Source organism: Actinomycetota bacterium (genome assembly GCA_018333515.1).
Classification (GTDB): Bacteria; Actinomycetota; Aquicultoria; order Aquicultorales; family Aquicultoraceae; genus Aquicultor.
Genome location: JAGXSZ010000030.1, coordinates 288,998 through 309,977 on the forward strand (window position 1 = coordinate 288,998; position 20,980 = coordinate 309,977).

22 protein-coding genes are annotated in these 20,980 nt (G+C 53.1%); 18 read left to right on the forward strand and 4 right to left on the reverse strand.

The window, feature by feature from the left end:
- Positions 1 to 27: 27 nt before the first annotated feature.
- Both KGZ93_08575 and KGZ93_08580 read right to left on the reverse strand, forming a co-directional pair.
- Positions 28 to 1,515, reverse strand: a complete 1,488-nt coding sequence (locus tag KGZ93_08575; GenBank protein MBS3909662.1) for a DUF4445 domain-containing protein — start codon at positions 1,513 to 1,515, stop codon at positions 28 to 30.
- Positions 1,516 to 1,631: 116 nt separating this feature from the next.
- On the reverse strand, positions 1,632 to 2,531 hold the full coding sequence (locus KGZ93_08580) for an MFS transporter (protein MBS3909663.1): 900 nt from the start codon (positions 2,529 to 2,531) through the stop codon (positions 1,632 to 1,634).
- Between the two features lie 517 nt (positions 2,532 to 3,048).
- Here KGZ93_08580 and KGZ93_08585 point away from each other — a divergent pair.
- The 12 genes from KGZ93_08585 to KGZ93_08640 all read left to right on the forward strand — a co-directional run bounded on the left by KGZ93_08585 (position 3,049) and on the right by KGZ93_08640 (position 11,917).
- Positions 3,049 to 3,603: a C39 family peptidase gene (locus KGZ93_08585; GenBank protein ID MBS3909664.1), complete on the forward strand. Its 555-nt coding sequence runs from the start codon at positions 3,049 to 3,051 to the stop codon at positions 3,601 to 3,603.
- Positions 3,604 to 3,613: 10 nt separating this feature from the next.
- Positions 3,614 to 3,850 carry a hypothetical protein gene (locus KGZ93_08590; protein MBS3909665.1) on the forward strand — a complete coding sequence of 79 codons (237 nt, stop codon included), beginning with the start codon at positions 3,614 to 3,616 and terminating at the stop codon, positions 3,848 to 3,850.
- Between the two features lie 4 nt (positions 3,851 to 3,854).
- Positions 3,855 to 4,130 carry a hypothetical protein gene (locus tag KGZ93_08595; protein MBS3909666.1) on the forward strand — a complete coding sequence of 92 codons (276 nt, stop codon included), beginning with the start codon at positions 3,855 to 3,857 and terminating at the stop codon, positions 4,128 to 4,130.
- Between the two features lie 170 nt (positions 4,131 to 4,300).
- Positions 4,301 to 4,528, forward strand: a complete 228-nt coding sequence (locus tag KGZ93_08600) for a DUF433 domain-containing protein (GenBank protein ID MBS3909667.1) — start codon at positions 4,301 to 4,303, stop codon at positions 4,526 to 4,528.
- 6 nt (positions 4,529 to 4,534) lie between these two features.
- A complete protein-coding gene (locus tag KGZ93_08605) occupies positions 4,535 to 4,630 on the forward strand; it encodes a DUF5615 family PIN-like protein (protein ID MBS3909668.1) in 96 nt (31 codons plus the stop codon).
- A 212-nt stretch (positions 4,631 to 4,842) separates the two neighbouring features.
- Positions 4,843 to 6,255, forward strand: a complete 1,413-nt coding sequence (gene cobB / locus KGZ93_08610; protein ID MBS3909669.1) for a hydrogenobyrinic acid a,c-diamide synthase (glutamine-hydrolyzing) — start codon at positions 4,843 to 4,845, stop codon at positions 6,253 to 6,255.
- A 154-nt stretch (positions 6,256 to 6,409) separates the two neighbouring features.
- Positions 6,410 to 6,742, forward strand: coding sequence for a TusE/DsrC/DsvC family sulfur relay protein (locus tag KGZ93_08615; GenBank protein ID MBS3909670.1), 333 nt, complete (start codon positions 6,410 to 6,412; stop codon positions 6,740 to 6,742).
- Between the two features lie 293 nt (positions 6,743 to 7,035).
- Positions 7,036 to 7,449 (forward strand): hypothetical protein, encoded by a 414-nt coding sequence (locus KGZ93_08620; protein MBS3909671.1) that lies wholly within the window; start codon positions 7,036 to 7,038, stop codon positions 7,447 to 7,449.
- 65 nt (positions 7,450 to 7,514) lie between these two features.
- A complete protein-coding gene (dsrA, locus tag KGZ93_08625; protein MBS3909672.1) occupies positions 7,515 to 8,708 on the forward strand; it encodes a dissimilatory-type sulfite reductase subunit alpha in 1,194 nt (397 codons plus the stop codon).
- Between the two features lie 85 nt (positions 8,709 to 8,793).
- Complete coding sequence (gene dsrB, locus KGZ93_08630) at positions 8,794 to 9,867, forward strand: dissimilatory-type sulfite reductase subunit beta (protein MBS3909673.1); 1,074 nt, start codon at positions 8,794 to 8,796, stop codon at positions 9,865 to 9,867.
- Positions 9,868 to 9,878: 11 nt separating this feature from the next.
- On the forward strand, positions 9,879 to 10,130 hold the full coding sequence (locus KGZ93_08635; GenBank protein MBS3909674.1) for a hypothetical protein: 252 nt from the start codon (positions 9,879 to 9,881) through the stop codon (positions 10,128 to 10,130).
- A 119-nt stretch (positions 10,131 to 10,249) separates the two neighbouring features.
- The gene (locus KGZ93_08640; protein ID MBS3909675.1) at positions 10,250 to 11,917 is read left to right on the forward strand and encodes an FAD-dependent oxidoreductase; all 1,668 of its coding nucleotides are present in this window, start codon (positions 10,250 to 10,252) and stop codon (positions 11,915 to 11,917) included.
- 211 nt (positions 11,918 to 12,128) lie between these two features.
- Here the strand turns inward: KGZ93_08640 and KGZ93_08645 are convergent, their stop codons facing one another.
- Complete coding sequence (locus KGZ93_08645) at positions 12,129 to 12,830, reverse strand: restriction endonuclease (GenBank protein MBS3909676.1); 702 nt, start codon at positions 12,828 to 12,830, stop codon at positions 12,129 to 12,131.
- Between the two features lie 10 nt (positions 12,831 to 12,840).
- Positions 12,841 to 14,421: an Eco57I restriction-modification methylase domain-containing protein gene (locus KGZ93_08650; GenBank protein ID MBS3909677.1), complete on the reverse strand. Its 1,581-nt coding sequence runs from the start codon at positions 14,419 to 14,421 to the stop codon at positions 12,841 to 12,843.
- Between the two features lie 333 nt (positions 14,422 to 14,754).
- Between KGZ93_08650 and KGZ93_08655 the strand changes: the two genes are divergently transcribed.
- From KGZ93_08655 to KGZ93_08680, 6 genes are all read left to right on the forward strand, one after another.
- Positions 14,755 to 16,038, forward strand: a complete 1,284-nt coding sequence (locus KGZ93_08655; GenBank protein ID MBS3909678.1) for an aspartate aminotransferase family protein — start codon at positions 14,755 to 14,757, stop codon at positions 16,036 to 16,038.
- 18 nt (positions 16,039 to 16,056) lie between these two features.
- Positions 16,057 to 16,512, forward strand: coding sequence for an SRPBCC family protein (locus tag KGZ93_08660; protein MBS3909679.1), 456 nt, complete (start codon positions 16,057 to 16,059; stop codon positions 16,510 to 16,512).
- Positions 16,513 to 16,677: 165 nt separating this feature from the next.
- Positions 16,678 to 17,238, forward strand: a complete 561-nt coding sequence (locus KGZ93_08665; GenBank protein ID MBS3909680.1) for a CDP-alcohol phosphatidyltransferase family protein — start codon at positions 16,678 to 16,680, stop codon at positions 17,236 to 17,238.
- Between the two features lie 92 nt (positions 17,239 to 17,330).
- A complete protein-coding gene (locus tag KGZ93_08670) occupies positions 17,331 to 17,984 on the forward strand; it encodes an MBL fold metallo-hydrolase (GenBank protein MBS3909681.1) in 654 nt (217 codons plus the stop codon).
- 115 nt (positions 17,985 to 18,099) lie between these two features.
- A complete protein-coding gene (locus tag KGZ93_08675) occupies positions 18,100 to 20,604 on the forward strand; it encodes a mannose-1-phosphate guanyltransferase (protein MBS3909682.1) in 2,505 nt (834 codons plus the stop codon).
- 50 nt (positions 20,605 to 20,654) lie between these two features.
- A partial coding sequence (locus KGZ93_08680) for a phosphoglucomutase/phosphomannomutase family protein (protein MBS3909683.1) occupies positions 20,655 to 20,980 on the forward strand: 326 nt, incomplete at its 3' end.

A 20,980-nucleotide genomic window follows, 5' to 3' on the forward strand; every position in this document is an offset into this window, starting at 1 on the left:
CGCAACATCGTTGCGCTTTAGGCGCGGCTATATATACCTTGCTGACCTGAAGATATCCATGAATTCGGGGTGGACGTTGAGTTCGAGGTAGGTGATGGTGTCGGCGATGTGCTCGGCCTCGGCGATTCGCTCCGCATCGAGCAGGATGGCGCGGGCACCGGCAAGTGAGCCGTTGCCGAGCGTTATAAAGCGCTCTTTAGGCAGTTTCGGGTAGAGGCCGATGGTCGTGGCTGAATCGACATCGATGTGGATGCCGAACGAGCCTGCGGTGTAAATGTGCTCGATATCTTCGAGCGCCACACCTACGCTGTTTATAAGGATGGTCGTTGCGGCTATCATCGCGGCCTTGGTCGTCAGCAAGTTGTGGATGTCCTTTTCAGTGATGTAGGTCGGCGTTTGTCCGTTGGCGCCCTCGGCGAGAACATAAGACATGCGCCCGTTTATCTCCCTCCAGCGCGCGGTTTTCTTGTCGAGGACGAAGCGCCCCGTAGGGTCGAGCAAGCCCGAAAGATATAGTTGCGCGACGAGGTCGATAAGCCCCGAGCCGCAGAACCCATAGGCCGGCGCTCCGGCGATGGCCGAATAGGTCGGCTCGAATGTCGCCGGGTCGATGGTCGCGCGCTCGATGGCGCCCGGCTCGGCGCGCCGCGCGCAATCCGCGACACCGGCTTCGAGGGCTGGGCCGGCCGAGCCCGCAATCGCCACCATCCACTCTTTATTACCGAGGATGGCCTCGACGTTGGTGCCGATATCGAGCAAGAGCGACACACCCTCGCCCCCGGCTATGCCTGAGGCGATAGCCCCGGATATCAGGTCGCCGCCGAAGTAGCCGCCGACACTCGGGAATACGTAGACCGTGGCGTTGGGAGACGTTATTAACGAGACGTCCTTTGCCCGGAGTCTCGGGATATGGTTTATCGACGGTATGTATGGTTCAAAGCGCATGACGGCCGGGTTGAGCCCCAGGAAAAAATGGGCCATCGAGGTGTTGCCGGCTACCGCCACCGCCATAACTTCGGTCGGCGAAATACCGGCTGACGCGCATGCCTGTTCGATGAGACCGTTTATTGTAGCTCGCAGAACTCCTGTGAGCGTTTCACTGCAGCTCTGTCCGGCGAAGTGGAGCCTGGTCAGCAAATCCTCGCCGTACCCGGCCTGGCCGTTTACCTCACCAAAGGTTGCGAGGCTCTCGCCCGTTATGAGGTCGATGAGTTCGACCGCGACGACAGTGGTGCCGATATCGACCGCTATGCCATAGTTTCTCCGCGAGGTATCGCCCGGCTCGATGCCACAGACTATGAGCGTTTCTCGCACGATGCTCCCCGCAACCGTCACCTTGCCCGCAGTCTCGCGCAAAACGCTTGCCGCCTCGAGTATGAGGCCGAGAGGCCATTCTATATGCGGAACGCCGGCGATCTCGGTGATTGCGTGATTGAGGCGGTCGATATCCGCCTTATTGTTGTCGAGCGAGCCCGCCGGTACTTCAACGTAGCATTTAAAGGATAATGTCGACATCCAACCTCATCTTTAACACCTGCATTAATGTGGAGCTGTTCGAACTCATATTCGCGGCTTACGCTATGGTTCGGCCAAGCTGCTTGCGCGCAAAACCCGTCTCAAACGCTCAAAAATTATTCAACTTGCTTGCCGGGCAAACCCAAAGCAAAGGCCGCCGCTACAATCGGCAGAAAACTTACATAGAACAAGGTCTGCTCGATTCCGAAGCCGAATGCGTCGGCGACGCCGCTTATCAGACCCACCCCGAGGCCGCCCAGGCCAAGCCCGAACCCCAAGGCCAAACTCGACGCCGTAGCCTTATTATCAGGAAATATCCGTTGCGCCGCAACCACAGCCACCGAAAACGACGCCAAAAGTGACGCCCCGGCCAGTCCCAGCCAGACAATTAGCATCGTGCCGCTTGAAAGGAGCGCCGGCATCAAGAAGGGCACTGCGGCAAGTAACGAGCCGATTATCACCGGTCTTGGTCCGAAGCGGTCTGAGAGCATGCCTCCAAGCAGTCCCCCGAGTGCGCCCGAAAGCGCGAGTACCGATAGGATCGCCCCTCCCGCAACGAGCGAATAGCCGCGCTCGGCTAAGAGAATAGGGAGAAACGTAATCAAGCTGAAGAACGCGAGCGACCGGAAAGCAACGGTGCCGAGCAGGGCGACGAAGGGGACGAGCTGCGACCGGACAGTACTAAAAAACGGCGTGCCTACGCGCCGGCCGGGATTGTTCATGCGCGGTGTGAAGCGGTACAGCAAAATCGCGACGGCAATACCCGGAAGCGCCAGCACTGGGGTAGCCGACAGCCCAAACGCCGCGACTAGCGGTGCCACGACAAGCGGCATCGCCGCGAAGCCGACGTTGCCGCCGAGCGAGAAGAGCGACATGGCCCGCCCGCTGTTGCGCGTGTTGGTATGCCCGACAATCGCCGACGCCGGCGGATGAAAAGCCGCGATACCCAGCCCCGCGAGCGATATAACGATGAGCAACAGAACATAGTTATCGATAAGCCCGATGCTCGACATCATGACAGCGGCGAGCGGCGGCCCGAGCTTCTTGTTTCATTCTTATCATTTATCTAGAAATCCGCTGCATCAGAAGGGCTGAGCTAAGCTATTTATTCGACACGGTAGAGCGACTCGAGCCATTAAGCACGTGATACACTTATTAAACCACGGACTAGCAGATGTTTCCTTGAAATCCCCTCGACCCTCTCTACTTACGGTTATAATATAAGTAAGCCGGGATACAAGGAGATAGCAGTATGCCAGAAAGAGACGTTGCTCATAATATACACACAACGTTATTACCGAGCTGTGAATAGACCCGATTGTTTACTGGCGAATCAAGCGAGCCGGCAACCCAAACCAGTTCATATAGTCAACGGGCGTCGGGTCTTGATGAAGTTCATCCATGCCGCGCAGGGCAGATAATCAATAGAAGGAGGCTAGCATAATTAAGTGCTATTATTGCGCGTGAATGTACGCGACCTTGGTAAGAATCGGAAGAATTCGAACTTAGACATGAGATTTAGGGGGGATAGTAATGAAACATCGCGTCGTAGCAATAGTGTTGGTAGCGGTAATGCTTTTAAGTTTTCCGGGTATAGCAGCTGCTGCAAACTTGCCCGTTCCTGTGTTTGGCCAGCTACCACTCAATAATCTGTGCTGGGCTACTGCGGCCTCGATGGTTATAGCTTATGGCAAGCCGGACAATATAGATAGAAAGGTCGATATCGCCAAGATGATTCATGGCGCCGTCAACTATAATAAAGGCGGCACCAACGCTAATATGCGGGATGCTGTCTGGACATATCTAAGGTGGCCCGGCTCCATTCAAAACAATATGCTGTCCTATACAGCGGTTCAATACCAGACCAACAATGGGGGGCCGATTATTGCCAGAATGAGTAAGAATAGCGGCGCAACGCTTCACGCACTTACCATCAGGGGCTATAACACGACCGGCAGCAAAGTATTCTATAACGACCCTTGGAACGGAAAGTTCTACGATAAGTATACTCATACCGACCTTGTACTTGGCCGCATTAATGATCCCTGGGATTGGGGGATATGGAATGCCGGCATATTTTGGAGGTAAGGGGGATATCATGAAAAAACTCTTTCTACTGGTCGGTTTAGCGGTATTAAGCTTGGCGCTCTCTACTAACGTTTGCCTCGCGAACGAAAGACCGCTTAAGGAGTTGTTAAAAGAACAAGAACTGGAAGCGCACCCAGAGCGCGAAGCGATAGAAAAGCTGCTTGCGGATGATTCGATTAAACAGGAGATTGCGGAAGCGCTGTCCAAGAGTGGAAGCCCCGGAGAGGGATTCGATCGGCGCTTTTAAGGATATGAAAGTCTACGAAAGAGACGAGGCGGTAAATCAAGAGATAAAGGCGGTTTTCGCGGCCGACCGTAATGCTGAAGGGGAGGCTCTAATTGGCGGCAGCTCAGGCGGAGGGTCACGCGAAGTTAATCCGCTGCCCGCGATAATAAAAGATGTGTCCGCCCCCGGCATGGCGGATAAGACAGGTGGCTATTGGGGATACTATCTACCCGCGTTTCTCGTAATGCTTGCGCTGGCAACCTTCTTTATCCGGCGCACAAGGGCGAGAGCCAACAGCTAAACCCGCAGTCACATCACTAGAGCGCGGTCATCTAGCTAACGGCAGGCGGTTTCATTCGGGATACTTTTAGAACGATTTTGACGCAATCCGCTATTTTGCCTATTATAAACAATAGAGAATTTGGGACACAATGATACAATAATATTAAACGGATAAAAGAGTGATTGGATATGAACTGGAGAGAAAGAATAACTGTGGATCCGCTCGTATGTCACGGAAAAGCTTGTATTAAGGGTACACGCGTTATGGTGTCCGCGATACTTGATAATCTGGCGGAAGGTGTAAGCGAGAAGGAAATCTTAAAAAGCTATCCATCGCTAACCCCTGAAGATATTAAGGCGACTATAGCGTATGCTGCGGAACTATCTCGCGAACGATTGCTACCTGTAGCAGAGTAGGCAAATATGCGGTTCAAGATAGATGAAAATCTACCAATCGAAATTGCAGAACTTCTGATCCATGCTGGATATGATGCAAAAACCGTAAATTTCATCTATTAAAACATAGAACAGAAAACATCGTCTTATTCTCCGCAGGTTAAGCCTCAATTCGCCACAAGCTATCGCAGACGAGCGTCGCCAAAACCCCAGCCGCCGCCATCGAGAGCATCGCTTCCTCGGCCGCTATATCAATCCCGTTAAGCCCCTGGATATTCGCACCCGTCTATGTAAAATAGATGATACGATAGGTTATTGACAATGTATCGGGATTGATGCGCATAAGACGCGTCTCGGAGGATATCTTGAATCTACCGCGTGTTACAATATCGGCGCCCCATAGAAGCTCGGGCAAGACCACGCTGAGCATCGGTCTTTGCAAGGCTCTGACCGACGCCGGCTACAAGGTGCAACCCTTCAAGAAGGGCCCGGACTTTATCGACCCGATGTGGCTGAGCGCGGCCACCGGTCGTACCTGCCGAAACCTCGACCTCTTCATGATGGGCGAAGACAAGATAATAGAGTCCCTGCGGAGGGCGGGGTCGGACGCCGACATCAGCATCGTCGAGGGCAATATGGGCCTCTATGACGGCATGGAGGTCGACGGCAAAGGCAGCACCGCCGATGTTGCGCGTATAACTAAATCTCCAATAATCCTGATAATCGATACGAGCAACATGACGCGAAGCGTCGCCCCGCTGCTCCAAGGGTTTATTAACTTCGAACCCGACGTTACGATATCCGGTGTGATTCTAAACAAAGTCGCCGGGGCCCGTCACGAGTCGAAGCTGCGAACGGCTATCTCGACCTATACCGATGTCGAGGTTATCGGCGCGATTCCGCGCTCGCCGGAGATAGGCATAATCCAGCGCCATTTGGGTCTGAAGCCGGCCAAAGAGGATGCACAGGCCATGTCGACGATAGAATCGATAGGCGCCGTGGTCGAGGAGTACGTCGACCTCGATAGGGTCGTCGCGATTGCGCGAGCGGCCCCGGATTTACCCGTGGCCGAGTTGCCGGAAATCCCGGTAGCTCCCACGCAGGTGCGAATCGGGATAGCCCGGGACGAGGCGTTTACCTTCTATTATCCGGAAAATCTCGAAGCCCTGAATGCCGCGGGGGCCGAGCTTGTTCCATTCAGTCCGCTTCATGACGAGAGTTTGCCGGAGGTAGACGCGCTCTATATCGGCGGTGGGTTCCCCGAAGTATTTATGGAAGAACTCGAGAAGAACGCCGCCATGCGCGCGGAAATCCGCGGGGCGATAGGGCGAGGCATGCCGGTCTATGCCGAGTGCGGCGGCTTGATGTACCTGTCCCGCAAGATGTCGTGGGGGGGGATAACGAGGGAGATGGTCGGCGCGCTCCCATGCGATATCCTCATGCACGAAAAACCGAGAGGGCACGGTTACATGATAATGGAAGCGACCGGAGCCGGCGGTTGGTTCGAGCCGGGCGCCATGATGCGCGCGCACGAATTTCACTATTCCGAAGTCGTCGATTTAGAAAACACCGAGTTTGGGTATAATCTCACCCGTGGAAAAGGCTTGGACGGCGAGCATGACGGGATCATATACAAAAACGTTTTCGCATCCTATGCCCACCTGCACAGTTCCGGTTCGTCCGCTTGGGCGAGGGGCTTTGTGGAGTATGTCAAACGCAGCCCGGTCAGCCTAGACCGGCGACCATAATTACTTAAAAAATTTATTTGCTACACACTTGACAAAAGGTATCGTAATTGGTACGCTCATCGTAACATTTGGTACGTACTCTTTTTCTCTTTACACAATTATAGAGACCGCTCTTAAATCAAGCATCAGGAAATCTTAATAAGGAGGTATACATATGAGCTTTGAGTTAAATGGAAAGTCTTATGAGACGGATGATGACGGCTACCTCGTAAACCTCGAAGATTGGAATGAGGACGTAGCCAAGTACATCGCCGAGCAAGAAGGCGTCGAGATGACGGAAGCACACTGGGAAGTCGTCAACTTCTTGAGGGATTACTACAGCGAGTACAAAATCGCTCCGATGATCAAAATCTTAATCAAAGAGATGAAAAAGATGTTTGGTCCGGAAAAAGGCAGCAACGCGTACCTGTACCAGCTCTATCCGGCAGGCCCGGCATTGCAGGCCTGTAAGATCGCCGGGCTTCCGAAGCCGACCGGCTGCGTGTAAGCACAAGATTCCAATTCGTTTATTGAAGAGGATTACAGAGGACCGACCTGACATATTTTTAATATTTCGGTCGGTCTCTGTTAGAACGTAATCTAAATTCAAAGCTGGACGAGGCCGCCTTTAGCTTTGAACGGAAATCGTACTCCAGTACAAATGAGATCGATCGAAACCCTGATGGGACGTATCTGATAATTAGTAGTAATCGCATCATACATGTTCTTGCCGGGAATACGTTCCGGGGAAACCTCTAGCGTAAGTCCGAGGGCGAAAGCTTATCAGAAAAGGGATTAAATATGAGCGGTTTGACTTTGGCTTTCACAATCGCCGGCTATTTAGCGATAGCCATATTTCTAGTTGGTTTCATGGCTAGGGTATGGAAATACGAGACTACGCCTTCCCCTTTGAAGATAGCGTTTAATCCTGCGCCCGTAGGAGCCACTGGTGTTGTCTACAGAATGGCTCAAGAGGCAGGGCTTTTCAAAAGCTTGTTCAACAGCAACAAGATAATTTGGTTAGCAGGCTATATTTTCCATGTAACCCTAGTAATAGTATTGATTAAGCACACAAGATTCTTCTTTACCGTCAGAGCGGACATCATCTCTGTAAAGAAATTTGTTATGGGCTTAATTACTTTCAGTTCCCAGGCGATGCCCGGAGATATTATCTTTAAGATGAGGCGCACTCAGCACTTAGGTGCAGCAGGATAAATCGCGTGCAATGCTCAAACGAAGCTTTGCTTACAATCGCGTTTAACAGAAAAGGAGGCTAAGTAATGTCAGACGAGCTGAAAACTCCACTCTTAGATGAGTTGGAAAAAGGGCCATGGCCAAGTTTCATAACGGACTTGAAGACCATGGCCGACAGACCAATGGTCAAAGACCTCTTGGGTCAGCTTGAGAAGTCGTACCGCGACAAGGTGGGTTACTGGAAGCACGGCGGCTTGGTAGGCATAATGGGGTACGGCGGAGGTGTTATCGGTAGGTATTCCGCAATCCCTGATCAGTTTCCGGGGGTTTCGCACTTCCACACCGTCAGGGTAAATCAGCCGTCAGGGTGGTTCTACACCTCGGAAGCATTAAACGAGATCATGGATATCTGGGATGCGCACGGCTCTGGTTTGACCAACATGCACGGCTCGACAGGGGACATGATACTTCTCGGTACCACCACTCCGGAGTTGGAGCCTATCTTTAGAGAGTTGACATCTAAGGATTGGGATTTGGGCGGTTCAGGATCCGACCTTAGGACCCCGAGCTGCTGCGTAGGACCCGGCCGTTGCCAGAACGCATGCTACGACACCCTGGCGCTTACCTACAATATTACTCACAAATATCAGGATGAACTTCACAGGCCTATGTTCAATTACAAATACAAAATCAAGATGTCGGGATGCCCGAATGACTGTACCGCCGCTATGGCCAGGTCGGACATGGCAATCATCGGCATCTGGAAAGACGAGATTCAAATCGACCAGAGCGCAATAGCCGAGTATGTCGATGCGGGCTTCAACATCCGGGAATACGTCATAGAGAAATGCCCGACGAAGTGCATTACTCTCGAAGGGAAAGAGCTAAAAATAGACGACAGCGACTGCGTAAAGTGCGTCCACTGCATCAATGTGCTTCCGAAAGCTCTGAGTCCGGGTAAAGAGCGCGGCGCCGCTGTCGCTATCGGCGGTAAAGCTCCTATCGTAGACGGCGCGCTCTTCGCAACGCTCATCGTTCCTTTCATGGAAATCGATGAGGAGAACGACTTCGAAGAATTCCATGATTTTCTTGAGAGAGTCTGGGAGTTCTGGGATGAGCACGGCATGAACAGAGAGAGAATCGGCGAGTTTATCGAGAGGGTCACTCTCAAGACGTTCCTCGAGGGAGTCGGTGTTGAGCCAATGCCTCAGCAGATCACGCAGCCGAGAGACAATCCGTACATCTTCTATGAAGAGTACTTTGAGGAAGAGACAGAATAGGAAGAGGCGGTATTCTCCCGGCAAATGGTGGGCTGCCAAAGCCGGGAAGCCTAATAAAATGCGAGTATGCAGGAGGTAAAACTTCATGGCCACGACAGAAAGAAGAACCGACATAGGCCCACCGCATTATGATAAGTTCTTGCATCCGATAATCAAAGAGAATTACGGCAAGTGGAAATATCATGAGACATTGCGTGCGGGCGTATTGGTGCACCACGGTGAGACCGGCTCTATCTACACGGTAAGGGCCGCGTCGCCGAGGCTAATCAGTACAAACTTCATAAGGATGATTACCGGTCTGGCGACGAAATACTCCGACGGTTATCTCAGGTTTACAAGTAGGAATAACGTCGAGTTCTTGCTTGGCAACAAAGACAATATCGACCCGTTGATAAAAGAATTGTCGGATAACGGCATCCCGGTTGGCGGCCTCAACAACTCTATATCGAACGTCGTTCACACGCAGGGATGGGTACACTGCCATTCAGCCGCGACCGACGCATCGGGACTGGTCAAAGTCGTCATGGACGAGCTTTACGAGTATTTCGTCGAGATGAAGCTGCCGCATAAGTTGAGAATAGCCGTCGCGTGTTGCTTGAACATGTGCGGCGCGGTACACGCATCCGACATCGCGCTTCTCGGTCTCCACAGGACACCGCCGAGAATCGACCACAGCACCCTGCCGAATCTCTGCGAGATTCCGACGACGGTTGCTTCGTGTCCGAACAACGCCATCAGGCCGACTTCGATAGATGGCAAGACGACCGTCAAGGTCGAAGAGGATAAGTGCATGTATTGCGGTAATTGCTTTACCGTATGTCCGGCGATGCCGATGGCGGACCCGCTCAACGACGGCGTATCTATATGGGTGGGCGGCAAGATCTCCAACGCCAGGACGGAGCCGATGTTTACCAAGTTGGCAATCCCGTTTCTGCCGAACAACCCGCCGAGATGGCCCGAGGTTACCGAGGCGGTCAAGAACATCGTCGAAGTCTACGCCAAGAACGCTAAGCCTTATGAGCGCGTTGGCGAGTGGATAAACAGGATAGGCTGGCCGAAGTTCTTCGATTTGACCGGTATCGAATTTACCAAATACCATCTCGATGACTTCAGGTATGCCGGCACGACCTACAGAAGGTCGATGCATAACAGGTATTAGGAGGTTGTAACATGGCTGGGGAAGTTTCTATCGAGCAATTGGCTGATGACATGTTTCAGGTCGTCTCCGATAGCGCAGGACAGAAGAAACTGAAAGCGAAAGATCTGACAAAAGCGGTAATCGCAAAGTATGGTGACAAAATCTCCAAGGACGATGCGAAAGCGGCTATAAAGCTACTTATGGACTCCGGCCGGTGTGTATATGGTTATTTCGGCGGAAGCTCGATTGAGTTGCCGCATACGGAAGCGTCCGCGAACGAGTAATCATAAGACATTACTTAGGCCCAAGCGCATTATGATCCGGCGTTGTGTGTCGCCGCGGACAGCAGCGTATGCGGCGTCGGAAAAGAATGCATAAAGCCAGGATTTTAAAGGAGAACGGTATGGCAGTTGTACTTAAGATGAGAAAGCGAGAGATTGGTGCAGCCGGGCATTCTCGCGGCCGTGAGGGGTCGCATTTAAGGCCGCGTTACACCGAAAAGACTCCGCCTTGCAAAAATGCCTGCCCCAGCAATAACGATATAAGAGGGTTCTTGACGCTTATTGCTCAATCCGAAAGCTACGGCCGGACTTTTGATGAGTCGTGGGAACAAGCCTACAGGCTTTTGACGGAGACGAACCCCTTGCCGTCGGTTATCGGAAGGGTATGTCCGCATTTTTGCGAAACTGACTGTAACAGAAAGGCCAAAGACGAAGCCGTATCGATCAACCAGGTCGAGAGGTTTATCGGTGATTACGGTATAAACAACGACCTCGCTCACGAGAAAGTCACGGATGAGGTGCGCTCGGAGAAGGTGGCAATCGTCGGTTCCGGTCCCGCCGGCCTGTCGTGCGCGTTCCAGCTGGCACGCCGCGGCTATCCGGTAACGATTTTCGAGGCGTTCGATAAATCGGGCGGCATGCTCCGCTACGGTATCCCGAGCTATAGGCTCCCGGAGGATATTCTCGACGCGGAGGTAAAGAAAATCGCCGACCTAGGTGTCGATATCAAATACTCGACCAGGATCGGGACGGATATCTCAATCGATGACGTCAAGAAGGACTACGCGGCCGTCTATATGGCGATCGGCGCCCACGATGGCTGGAATCTCGGCATACCGGGAGAGGCCGGTCCCGGCGTTCTGAACGCTGTCGAATACCTAAACAGGGTCAACGCCGGCGAGACAGTCGATGTCGGCGAGAAAGTCCTAGTAATCGGCGGCGGCAATAGCGCGGTCGACGCGGCGCGCGTATCCTGGAGGACAGGTTCGACGCCGCAAATCGTCTACCGCAGAACCAGAGACGAGATGCCCGCGAGCCCCGAGGAAATCGACGACACCGAGGGCGAGGGAATTCATATCGAGTTTCTCGCGGCACCGGTCGAGGTCGTCCGCGACGGCGACAAAGTAACCGGCTTGAAGTGTATCAAGATGGAGCTTGGCGAGCCGGACGCGAGCGGTCGCCGCAGACCGGTCCCGATCGACGGCTCGGAATTTACTATTGAAGCCGATACGATTATCCCGGCGATTGGCCAGGGCCCGAATTTCGGCGGACTTGAGAAATTCGAAGACAACGGCTGGATAACCGTCAACGAGCTTGGCGAGACGACCGAGCCCGGCATGTATGCCGGCGGCGACGTCACCAACAAGCTCGGAACCGTAACCGAAGCCATCGGTCTCGGCAGGAAAACCGCGGAAGCGATAGACGCCTATATCAAGGGCGAAGAGCTTGCGAAGGTATACCCGGCGCCTATAGTCAAGAGCGCCGAGATGGCGATGAACTATTACGAGTCGTTGCCGCGTGTCGAGAAGTCGCATATCCCCGTCGACGCTCGCAAGGGCAATTTCGACGAGGTAGTCTCGACCTTCAGCAACGACCAGGTTATCGACGAGTCGAAAAGGTGCCTCAGCTGCGGCATGTGTTTCGACTGCGGAAATTGCTACAATTTCTGCTCATACAACGCGGTCGGCAAGTTGCCCAAGGGCGAGCACTACGAGTTCAAACTCGAAGTATGCGTCGGCTGCAAGAAGTGCGCCGAGGAGTGCCCTTGCAACTATATCGATATGATATAAGCGCTGGTTTAAGCACCGGTTTCTTTAGCGGCGCTCAGCGAGAGCCGTTATCGCTAATCGCACATAACGTGATCGATACCAAGAATAAAGCCCGCTTCAGAGATGGAGCGGGCTTTAGCCGTTATTGTTGCGGCTACCTGCCCCGCAGTATGCTTCCGCCTGCGGCGTATTCGAAATCGACAGGCAAGCGTTTGTAGCCGAGTGTCTCTCACTAGGCTAATATTTCTCCGACTCTGCCCCGAATCGCGGCGGCGAATTTTGCGAATGTTAGCTCAATGTCCGGCTCCTGGACGCTTTCGAATGTTGCTTCGGGTTTACCGGTAACGAACCATGCCGCATTATAGAGCCTTTGAATAAGAAAACGCCTGCACATAATCGCGATTCTCTTTTGGCACGACGCATCTTTAAACTCACTATCTGTCGGGAAATGCGGTTCCCTGACCCCTACCGGTGCGCGGGATTCCTCATCATCCTGCATTATAAAAACATAACCAAGCCAAGGCGGCCTTGGTCCAAGCAGGTCTTCTTTACCCGCCACGATAAGATCCATGGCATTACCGATTGCTTCCTCAGCGCGGTTGTTCAGGTTCTTACCGTATGATCCCAACTGAGACTTGAGTTCAACGGCCGCCACCAATGAGCCTTTGTGCACGGCTACGATGTCCCATTGCTTTTCCGCCCTAAAATATCCAGGCAGTTCACGCTTCGATTTCAGAAACAAACCTGACTCAGGCAAGCCGGCATCAATGAAGATTTGCGCCACCAGGCTTTCCAGGGGAGCCATATGCCTACCAGACGTAACCTCGGCGCGAAGGCCTACATCTGTGGTCCCTCTGTCGGCTTGCCTCTCCGCGGCATCCGCTCGTATTGTCCAGCACTTAGTTACAGCATCTCGAAAATCATATTCAGGCATCTAATCCTCCCTAATCCGGCATCTCGGTCAGACCATAAGCATCCATCGCAGCAGCCGTAGCAAGCCCCACATTGCGCCCACGAAACGCCTGAGTTAGGCGGGACTTCTGTTCGTTGCTCAAGCTGTCCGGGTCCGGCACGCATATCCGTCGCAAATACTGCGATTGGAAGCGAAGTGTGCCGCCTCTCATGCGCACCGCATAACACTCTACGAACATTTGAGCAACCCGTGATAGTAGCAGGCCGCCCAGAACCTCTAAGTCCCACGTGTCGGACGTAACCCAATACAGGTTGTGATGAGGGTAAAGCCCGCCTGGGTCTAGAACCGGCTGAATAGATGCTTTCATATCCTGAAAAAGCAATTTAGGCTTTTCCGCAAGGCCGGGGTCTATTTTGTCAATTGTACGATACCATTTTTCAGGCGTCTTGCTTGCAACATGGCGTTGCATTAGTTCGTCGACGGTACGCTCAAAATATTGTTTAAGTTGCGGATATCTGCTTAACTCAACGAGGCTGCCGTTACCATTCCAGGGATTTACCAACCATGTATCGGACCAGTCGATAAACCCGGACCTGATATGTGAAGTCGTTACCAACGGCAGCAACCGATCAGGCTCCGCTACTGTTTTATCTTGTGTTATAAAGATCTTATCGGCACCCGTTGCGACACCAATGCCGACTTTTGTTCCCGTAAAGCCATCTTCTAGCGGGGCAAATCGTCTTTCAAGATCATCGAGTATCGCCAATCTTTCAGGCGATCCTGTGGGCCAAAATGAATCGCCGTTAAACCATTTATGTAAGCGGGCGGCGGTAATCGTCGGCAATTTAAGTGACTCACAACTATTGCTTTTAATCCAATCAAAAAGTAACGGCACAGATTCAGCGCTAAAGTCCGGCGTCGCTTTAGCTGCAATGACAGGGCCTTGTGCGCCCGCCCTCAGGATGGTTATAGCAGGATAAGCCGATACTTCTTCTGCGAAAGCATCAACGCCGTGCATTTCAAGAACCGCGTCGACGGCATAGAGTAACGATACTAGTCTACGAAGCCGTTTTCCGTATGCGTTACGCATCCAGCGGTCGGCGCAAATAAAAGCTAGAATGCCCTCGGGTTTGAGTGACCTAAGACCTACCTCAAAGAACCCTATGTAAATATCCGTACCCTCGGTCATGGTTTTGCAGTTGTTTATATATGCAGACCTACAATCGGTAGGAATTTCTTGAGCTCGGATATATGGTGGATTACCGATTACGAAATCGGCCTCTCCCTTAGGGTGTTTTTCAAGTAAATAGTCGGCGTGCTTAATCCAGCCGGCTGATATCTCCCGTATATCAGCGCTAGGCCAATTGGCCGACACTAATGCCGTTTTAACTGCTTCCAAAGCTGTCTGAACATGGCGTTCTTGAAGATCAAATGCGGAAATGGCCTTTTTGGCATCGCGAAGAGACCGCCTGTGAATCTTGCAGGATGTTGAGAGCCTCTCAACCATGGGAACCAAGAAAGAACCGTCGCCGCAGGAAGGCTCGATGGCAACCATTTGCGCTAAATCACGGTCAGCTGTGTAGTCCGCCAGGTCGAGAATCATCTCGACCATCCATCGCTTGGTAAACACCGCTCCATAATTCGTGGCCTGCAATTTCTACCCCCGATGATTACAACGCATGTTACTGTCGCTCATCTAATACTGGAATTATTATAGCAGAGCCCCGCGCGTTCTGTGGCGGGTTGATTTATGCTTCGCTAAAAGCATAAGGTCGAAAAAGACTAATCGCCAACGAACAAAATGATTGAATACGATTCTTAGTCATCTCAAATTGACCGCCCCGGATAACCGCTCTCAAAAACAACATTATAAAAGTCTCGCGTTATGCTTATAATAGGGTAGGACAAACCGTGATGCGAAAGACCTATATCAGACCGGGAGGAGATGCGCGTCGTGCGAACCGAAGAGAATACGGCACTGGAGAACGCCGAGGAACTCATCGAGGAGACCCTTGAGAAATACGATAAATACGTCAACCCTGGGTTTGCCCGGTTGATGAGGTTCCTAGGGACGACCCTCGAGGTAAAGACCGAAGGGGTCTACATGTACGACGCGCGCGGGAAGAGATATCTCGATTTTCTCAGCGGGCACGCCGTCTATAACCTGGGCTTCGCCCACCCGAAGGTCATAAAAGCGGTAGAAGAGCAGCTAAAACTGATACCGCAGACGAGCGTGCGCACCATGCTCAACAAACCCATGGCCGACCTCTGCGAAAAGCTTGCGAAAATCACCCCCGGGAACCTGACCTACTCGTTTCTGTGCAACAGCGGTACCGAAGCGGTCGAAGGGGCGCTAAAACTCGCCCGCATGGCGACCGGCAAAACGCGGATTATAGCGACGCAAAACGGTTTTCACGGTAAATCGATGGGTTCGCTCAGCGCGAGCGGGCGGCCGCAATACAAGGCGGCGTTTGAGCCGCTCGTACCGGAGTTCGAACATGTCCCGTTCGGCGACGTATCCGCAATGGAGGCGGCTGTCACCGGTGAGACCGCCGCAATCATCCTCGAGCCCATACAGGGCGAGGGCGGCGTCATTTGCCCGCCCGACGGGTATCTGAGGGACGTGCGGCGTTTATGCGACGACAAGGGCATCCTGCTTATCCTGGACGAGATTCAGACCGGCCTTGGAAGGACCGGCAAGATGTTCGGGTGCGACCATGAAGATATCGCGCCGGATATCATGACGCTCGCCAAAGCGCTCGGCGGCGGCGTGATGCCGATTGGCGCCTTTATCGCGACGCCCGAGGTCTTCGCCCCGTTCGAGGAGAACCCGCTCATCCATTCGTCGACCTTCGGCGGAAACCCGTTGGCCTGCGCCGCCGCGTTAGCTGCCATCGACGCGATAATCGAGGAAGACCTGCCCGCGCAGGCCGCCCAAAAAGGCGAGTACTTGCTGTCGAAACTTAAAGATATTCAAGTGAAATACCCGGACCTGATTGTGGATATCCGCGGAAAAGGCTTGACCATCGGCGTAGAGTTCGCGGATGAGGGTTTTGTCGGGAGCACGATATATACTCTTCAAGACCGGGGGATACTCGCGCTTCATATGCTCAACAACCCGAAAGTCATAAGGCTTCAGCCGCCCTTGATTATCGGTTATGACCAGATAGATTTTTTCCTGGAAGCGTTCGCGCATTCAGCCGAGATAAATAAATCGCTTCTCGCGTAGACCTTAGGAGGGTATCGTATGCCGCTGATAGTAGAGACCATCAATGTACAGATGAGCGCAGCCGAGCTGTTCCCGATTATCTCCGATTTCGAGAAGTACCCCGAGATGATGGCGGACGTAAAGAAAGTCACCATACTGGAGCGGGGCGAGGGCTACACCGTCTCGGAATGGGTAAACGAGATAGACGGACGGGTCATTAAATGGGTCGAGAAGGATATAATAAAGCCCGAGGAAAACAGGATAGACTTCGAGCAGGTAAAAGGCGACCTTAAGACATTCCAAGGTTACTGGCAGCTCGACGAAGCGAGCGATGACACCAAGATAACCTTTAGCATCTCGTTCGAGTTCGGGATACCGATGCTCGCCCCCCTTCTGCACCCGCTTCTCTCAAAGAAGCTGCGGGAAAATATGAAGCAGATGCTCGCGGATATTAAAATCAAAGCCGAGGGCCAAGCCGTAGGGGTGGTCGAGTAATAGTCTCATGGTTTTGCGGTGCTCTGGATAAACGTAGCTCAGCCCTTTAGGGCTGACTCCCGAGGGCTCAAAGCCGGCAGTTGTTTTCAGGGCTAAAGCCCTGAGCTACGAGTAAAATCTTTATCGCGGGGCTCGGATGGGGGCAATTGGCGGATCGGGTGATTGATGACATTTAACATACCCAACGCTCTGACATTTTCGAGATTACTATTTATCCCGGTGTTTCTGTATGCTCTTTTTGCCCGGGATTTCGAGGCGCGATGGTTGGCCCCGCTGGCTTTCGGACTGGCGGCGCTGACCGATTGTTTCGACGGATATTTTGCGCGAAGGCTCAACCAGGAGACGGAATTCGGCAAGCTGGCCGACCCCGCCATAGACCGGATATTCGTAGCCGTAGCGGCGGTCGCGGTCTATCTGAAATTTCAGGCGGTTATCCCGGCGTGGGTGGTCCTCGTCATCGTCGGCAGGGACGCGTTGATGTCGTTGGGCTGGATGGTGCTTTCCCGCTATGGTGTAAAGCTGCGCGTATCTATGCTCGGCAAAACGGCGACCGGTTTCTTGATGTCCGCGCTCTTCATTCTCCTGGCCGATGTCGAGTTGAACATGCGCGTAGTCCGGTCCGCGGGCCTACTCGCTCTCTATGTGGGGGCGGCCCTCTCCGTAATTTCCGGTTACGTTTACCTGAAAATGGGAATATCCACGCTAAGAAGCAAGCAAGCTAATTAGCCGCCTTGGCGGCTGCTAGAGGGGCATTAGCAGCCGCCAAGGATGCCCGAGGGGTATTAGCAGCCCAACAAGGACGAGAAGGGAGAACAGATTTGCTTGGGAGAGTCAAAATCAGCTGGCTCGGGCACGCCGCTTTCAAAATAGAGACAGCCTCCGGCACGGTAATAGTCACCGACCCGTATAGCGAAAAAACGGGGTACGCGCTCCCGCGTGTCGAAGCGGACATAGTCACTATCAGCCATCACCATTACGACCACGACAACGCCCAAGCGGTCCGAGGCTCACCGCGCGTCGTCGAAGCCGGCGGGAAAATTGTGATAGGAAGCACAACCATAGAAGGAATCGACTCGTTCCATGACGAAGTAAGCGGATACAAACGAGGACGGAATATAATATTCAAGTTCTACGTAGACGGCCTTGTCATGGCTCACATGGGGGATTATGGGCAGTCTATGACGCAAGAGCAGCGAGAAGCGCTGGCCGATGTCGATGTTCTCCTGATACCGGTTGGAGGGAGATTTACGATCGACCATGCGCAAGCAGCTGAAATCGTGCGAGAGTTAAAGCCGAATATCGTAGTACCCATGCACTATAAAACAGAGGTTGCCGCGATCGACATCGGCCCGGTCGGGCCATTTTTGGAATCTATGCCTATCGTTAGAGAGCGGGGCTCCGTTATCGAGCTGTCGGCGGATGAGTTGCCGGCTGAGACAGAGGTATGGGTCATGGAGTATTCGCAAGCATAAGATCGAGCACGAATCGTCGAGGAGGTTGCCCGGGGAACCCTTAATGCGTAGCCGACAAAGGCGAATTAGATTTAACAATACTGGGACTAAGAGCAAAACTACTGGGGGGATTGATATGAAAGCCGTAGTTATGGCGGGCGGCGAAGGGACGAGGCTCAGACCATTGACGAGCAACCAGCCCAAGCCCATGGTGCCGATACTGAACAGACCTTGCATGGACTATATCTTGGAATTATTGCGAAACCACGGAGCGACCGACGTCGTTGCCACTCTGCAGTTTCTCCCGCAGCTCATCAAAAGCTATTTCGGGGACGGCTCCGTCCACGGTATCAACCTCAACTACTCTATCGAGGAGTACCCGATGGGCACCGCGGGCAGTGTTAAGGAAGCCGAGGATTTCCTGAATGAGACCTTCATGGTAATAAGCGGCGATGCGCTAACCGATTTTGACCTCACATACCTGATGGATTTCCACAAACGAAAAGGCGCCATGGTCACAATCGCTCTCAAGCGGGTCGAGAACCCACTCGAGTTCGGAGTAGTCATGACAGAGGAGTCCGGCCAGATAGACAGGTTTTTAGAGAAGCCGACCTGGGGCCAGGTCTTTAGCGATACCGTAAACACCGGTATTTATGTGCTGGAGCCGGAAATCTTCAAATACGTTCCCAAAGGCGAGAAGTTCGATTTCAGCAAAGACCTCTTCCCGGTGTTACTCGAAGAAGGAGCGCCCCTATATGGCTGCGTAATGGACGGCTACTGGTGCGACATCGGCAACTTCGAGCAGTATGTGCGGGCGCACAAAGACATTCTCGACCTTAAATCCAACCTACAGCCGCCGGGCATACGGATGCGCGACAACGTATGGATTGGCGACGGAGCCGATGTCGACCTTTCAGTCGACATCTCGGGGCCGGTGGTCATTGGGCAAAACGCCAAAATCGAAGCGGGCGCCGAACTTAGCGAATACTCGGTAATCGGCAACAACGTGCTCATGATGAGCAAGGCTCATACCCACCGGAGCATCATTTGGGATAACGCTTATCTCGGGCAGCACTGCCATATCCACGGCGCGGTTATCGGCAAGAGCTGCGATATCAAGAGCGGTGTCAGGATAGAGCAGGGAGTGGTCGTCGGCGACGACTCGGTTCTCGGCGAGAACTCGGTAATCAACCACGATGTGAAGATTTATCCGTATAAGAAAGTCGATGCCGGGGCGGTCGTAAACAGCAATCTTATCTGGGAGTCGCGCGGCATGCGGACGCTCTTCGGGGCGAAAGGCGTGAGCGGTCTGATAAATGTCGATATAACAGTCGACCTGGCGATGAAGCTGGCGATGGCCTATGGCACCACACTCAAGCGCGATGCGCAGGTGGTGGTGAGCCAAGATGCGAGCCGCGCGTCGCGCATGATAAAGCGGGCCATGATAGCGGGTCTAAACTCGACCGGTATCACCACAAACGACCTGCGCATCACGTCGGCTTCGGTAAACCGGTTTCTTATCCAGACCGGGCAAGAGGTCGGCGGCATCCATATCCGCACGTCGCCATTTGACCAGCAATCACTCGAAATACACTTCTTCGACACCAACGGTCTCGACATAAAAGAGGGACTGCAGCGGGATATCGAAAAATATTTCTACCGCCAGGATTTCAGGCGCGTGTTCTACAATCAGATAGGCGAGACGGAGTTCCCGCAGCGCTCGATAGAAGCGTATAGGGACGCGCTTTTAAAGAGTGTGGATATCGATAAAATACAGGGGCGGCGCTTTAAGGTAGTCGTCGATTACGCCTTCGGCAGCACCGCGATTATCATGCCCCACCTTTTAGAGAAGCTCAATTGTGATGTGGTCGGCCTGAACGCTTATACGAGTGAGCGGCGCACTACGATCTCGCCCGACCAGTTACAAGCGGCTACGCAGCAGATATCGAGGCTGGTCGACACTTTCAAGGCGGACTTCGGGATTATGATAGACAGCGGCGGCGAGAAAGTCACCATAATCGACGATAGGGGCCGCATGGTCTCGCTCGTCGACGCGCTTCACCTCTTCGTCTACCTTGCTTGCAACTACGAGCAGAGCATCGGCAAAATCGCGGTTCCACTCAACGTTTCGTCGGTAGTAGAGGATATCGCCAAACGCTACGGACGAAGCGTCATCCGCACAAAGGTCAGCTCGCGCGCGATGATGGAATCGGCGCTCGACACCAACGTTATGTTTGTCGGGGCGCAGAGCGGGGGCTACATTTTCACCCGGTTTCTCCCTGCCTACGACGGCATTGTAAGCTTCTTCAAGCTGATGGAATATTTAGCGGCGGCGGAGAGGCCGCTCTCTGAAATAGTCGCCGGCATGCCGCCTTATCACCTAGCCAACACAAACACTTTCTGCCCGTGGGACAAGAAGGGGCTGGTCATGAGAAGGTTGCTCGAGAAAGCCAAGGGTCACGAGGCCGAGATGATAGACGGCGTGAAGATATACAACAGTGAGAGCTGGGCGCTGGTCTTACCGGACCCGGATGAGCCGGTGGTGCGCATCTACGCGGAGGGCAACACGCAAAAAGACGCGGATCATGCAGTCGAGAATTTTGTCGATTTCGTTAGAGAGGCAATCGAGGTCGGAGAGTAACTATTGATTAGGACATGTAATTATTGATTAGGTCATCTGAAGGGGTGGATATGGCGGAATCCGTAATCAAGTTCGGAACCGACGGTTGGCGCGCTATAATGAACGACACGTTTATCTTGTCGAATGTGAGAATCGTAGCCCAAGCTATCGCCGATTACATCAAGGGCGAGGGCCTTGGCGAAAAAGGCATAGTTATCGGGTACGACACGCGGTTTTTCGCGGAGAGGTTCGCTCACGAGTGCGCGTCCGTCATGGTCGGTAACGGTATCCCCGTTTTTATGCCAAGAAGAGCGCTGCCTACACCGCTCACGGCTTTTTCGATAAGGATTTACGGAGCGGCGGGGGCAATAATGTTGACCGCAAGCCACAACCCGCC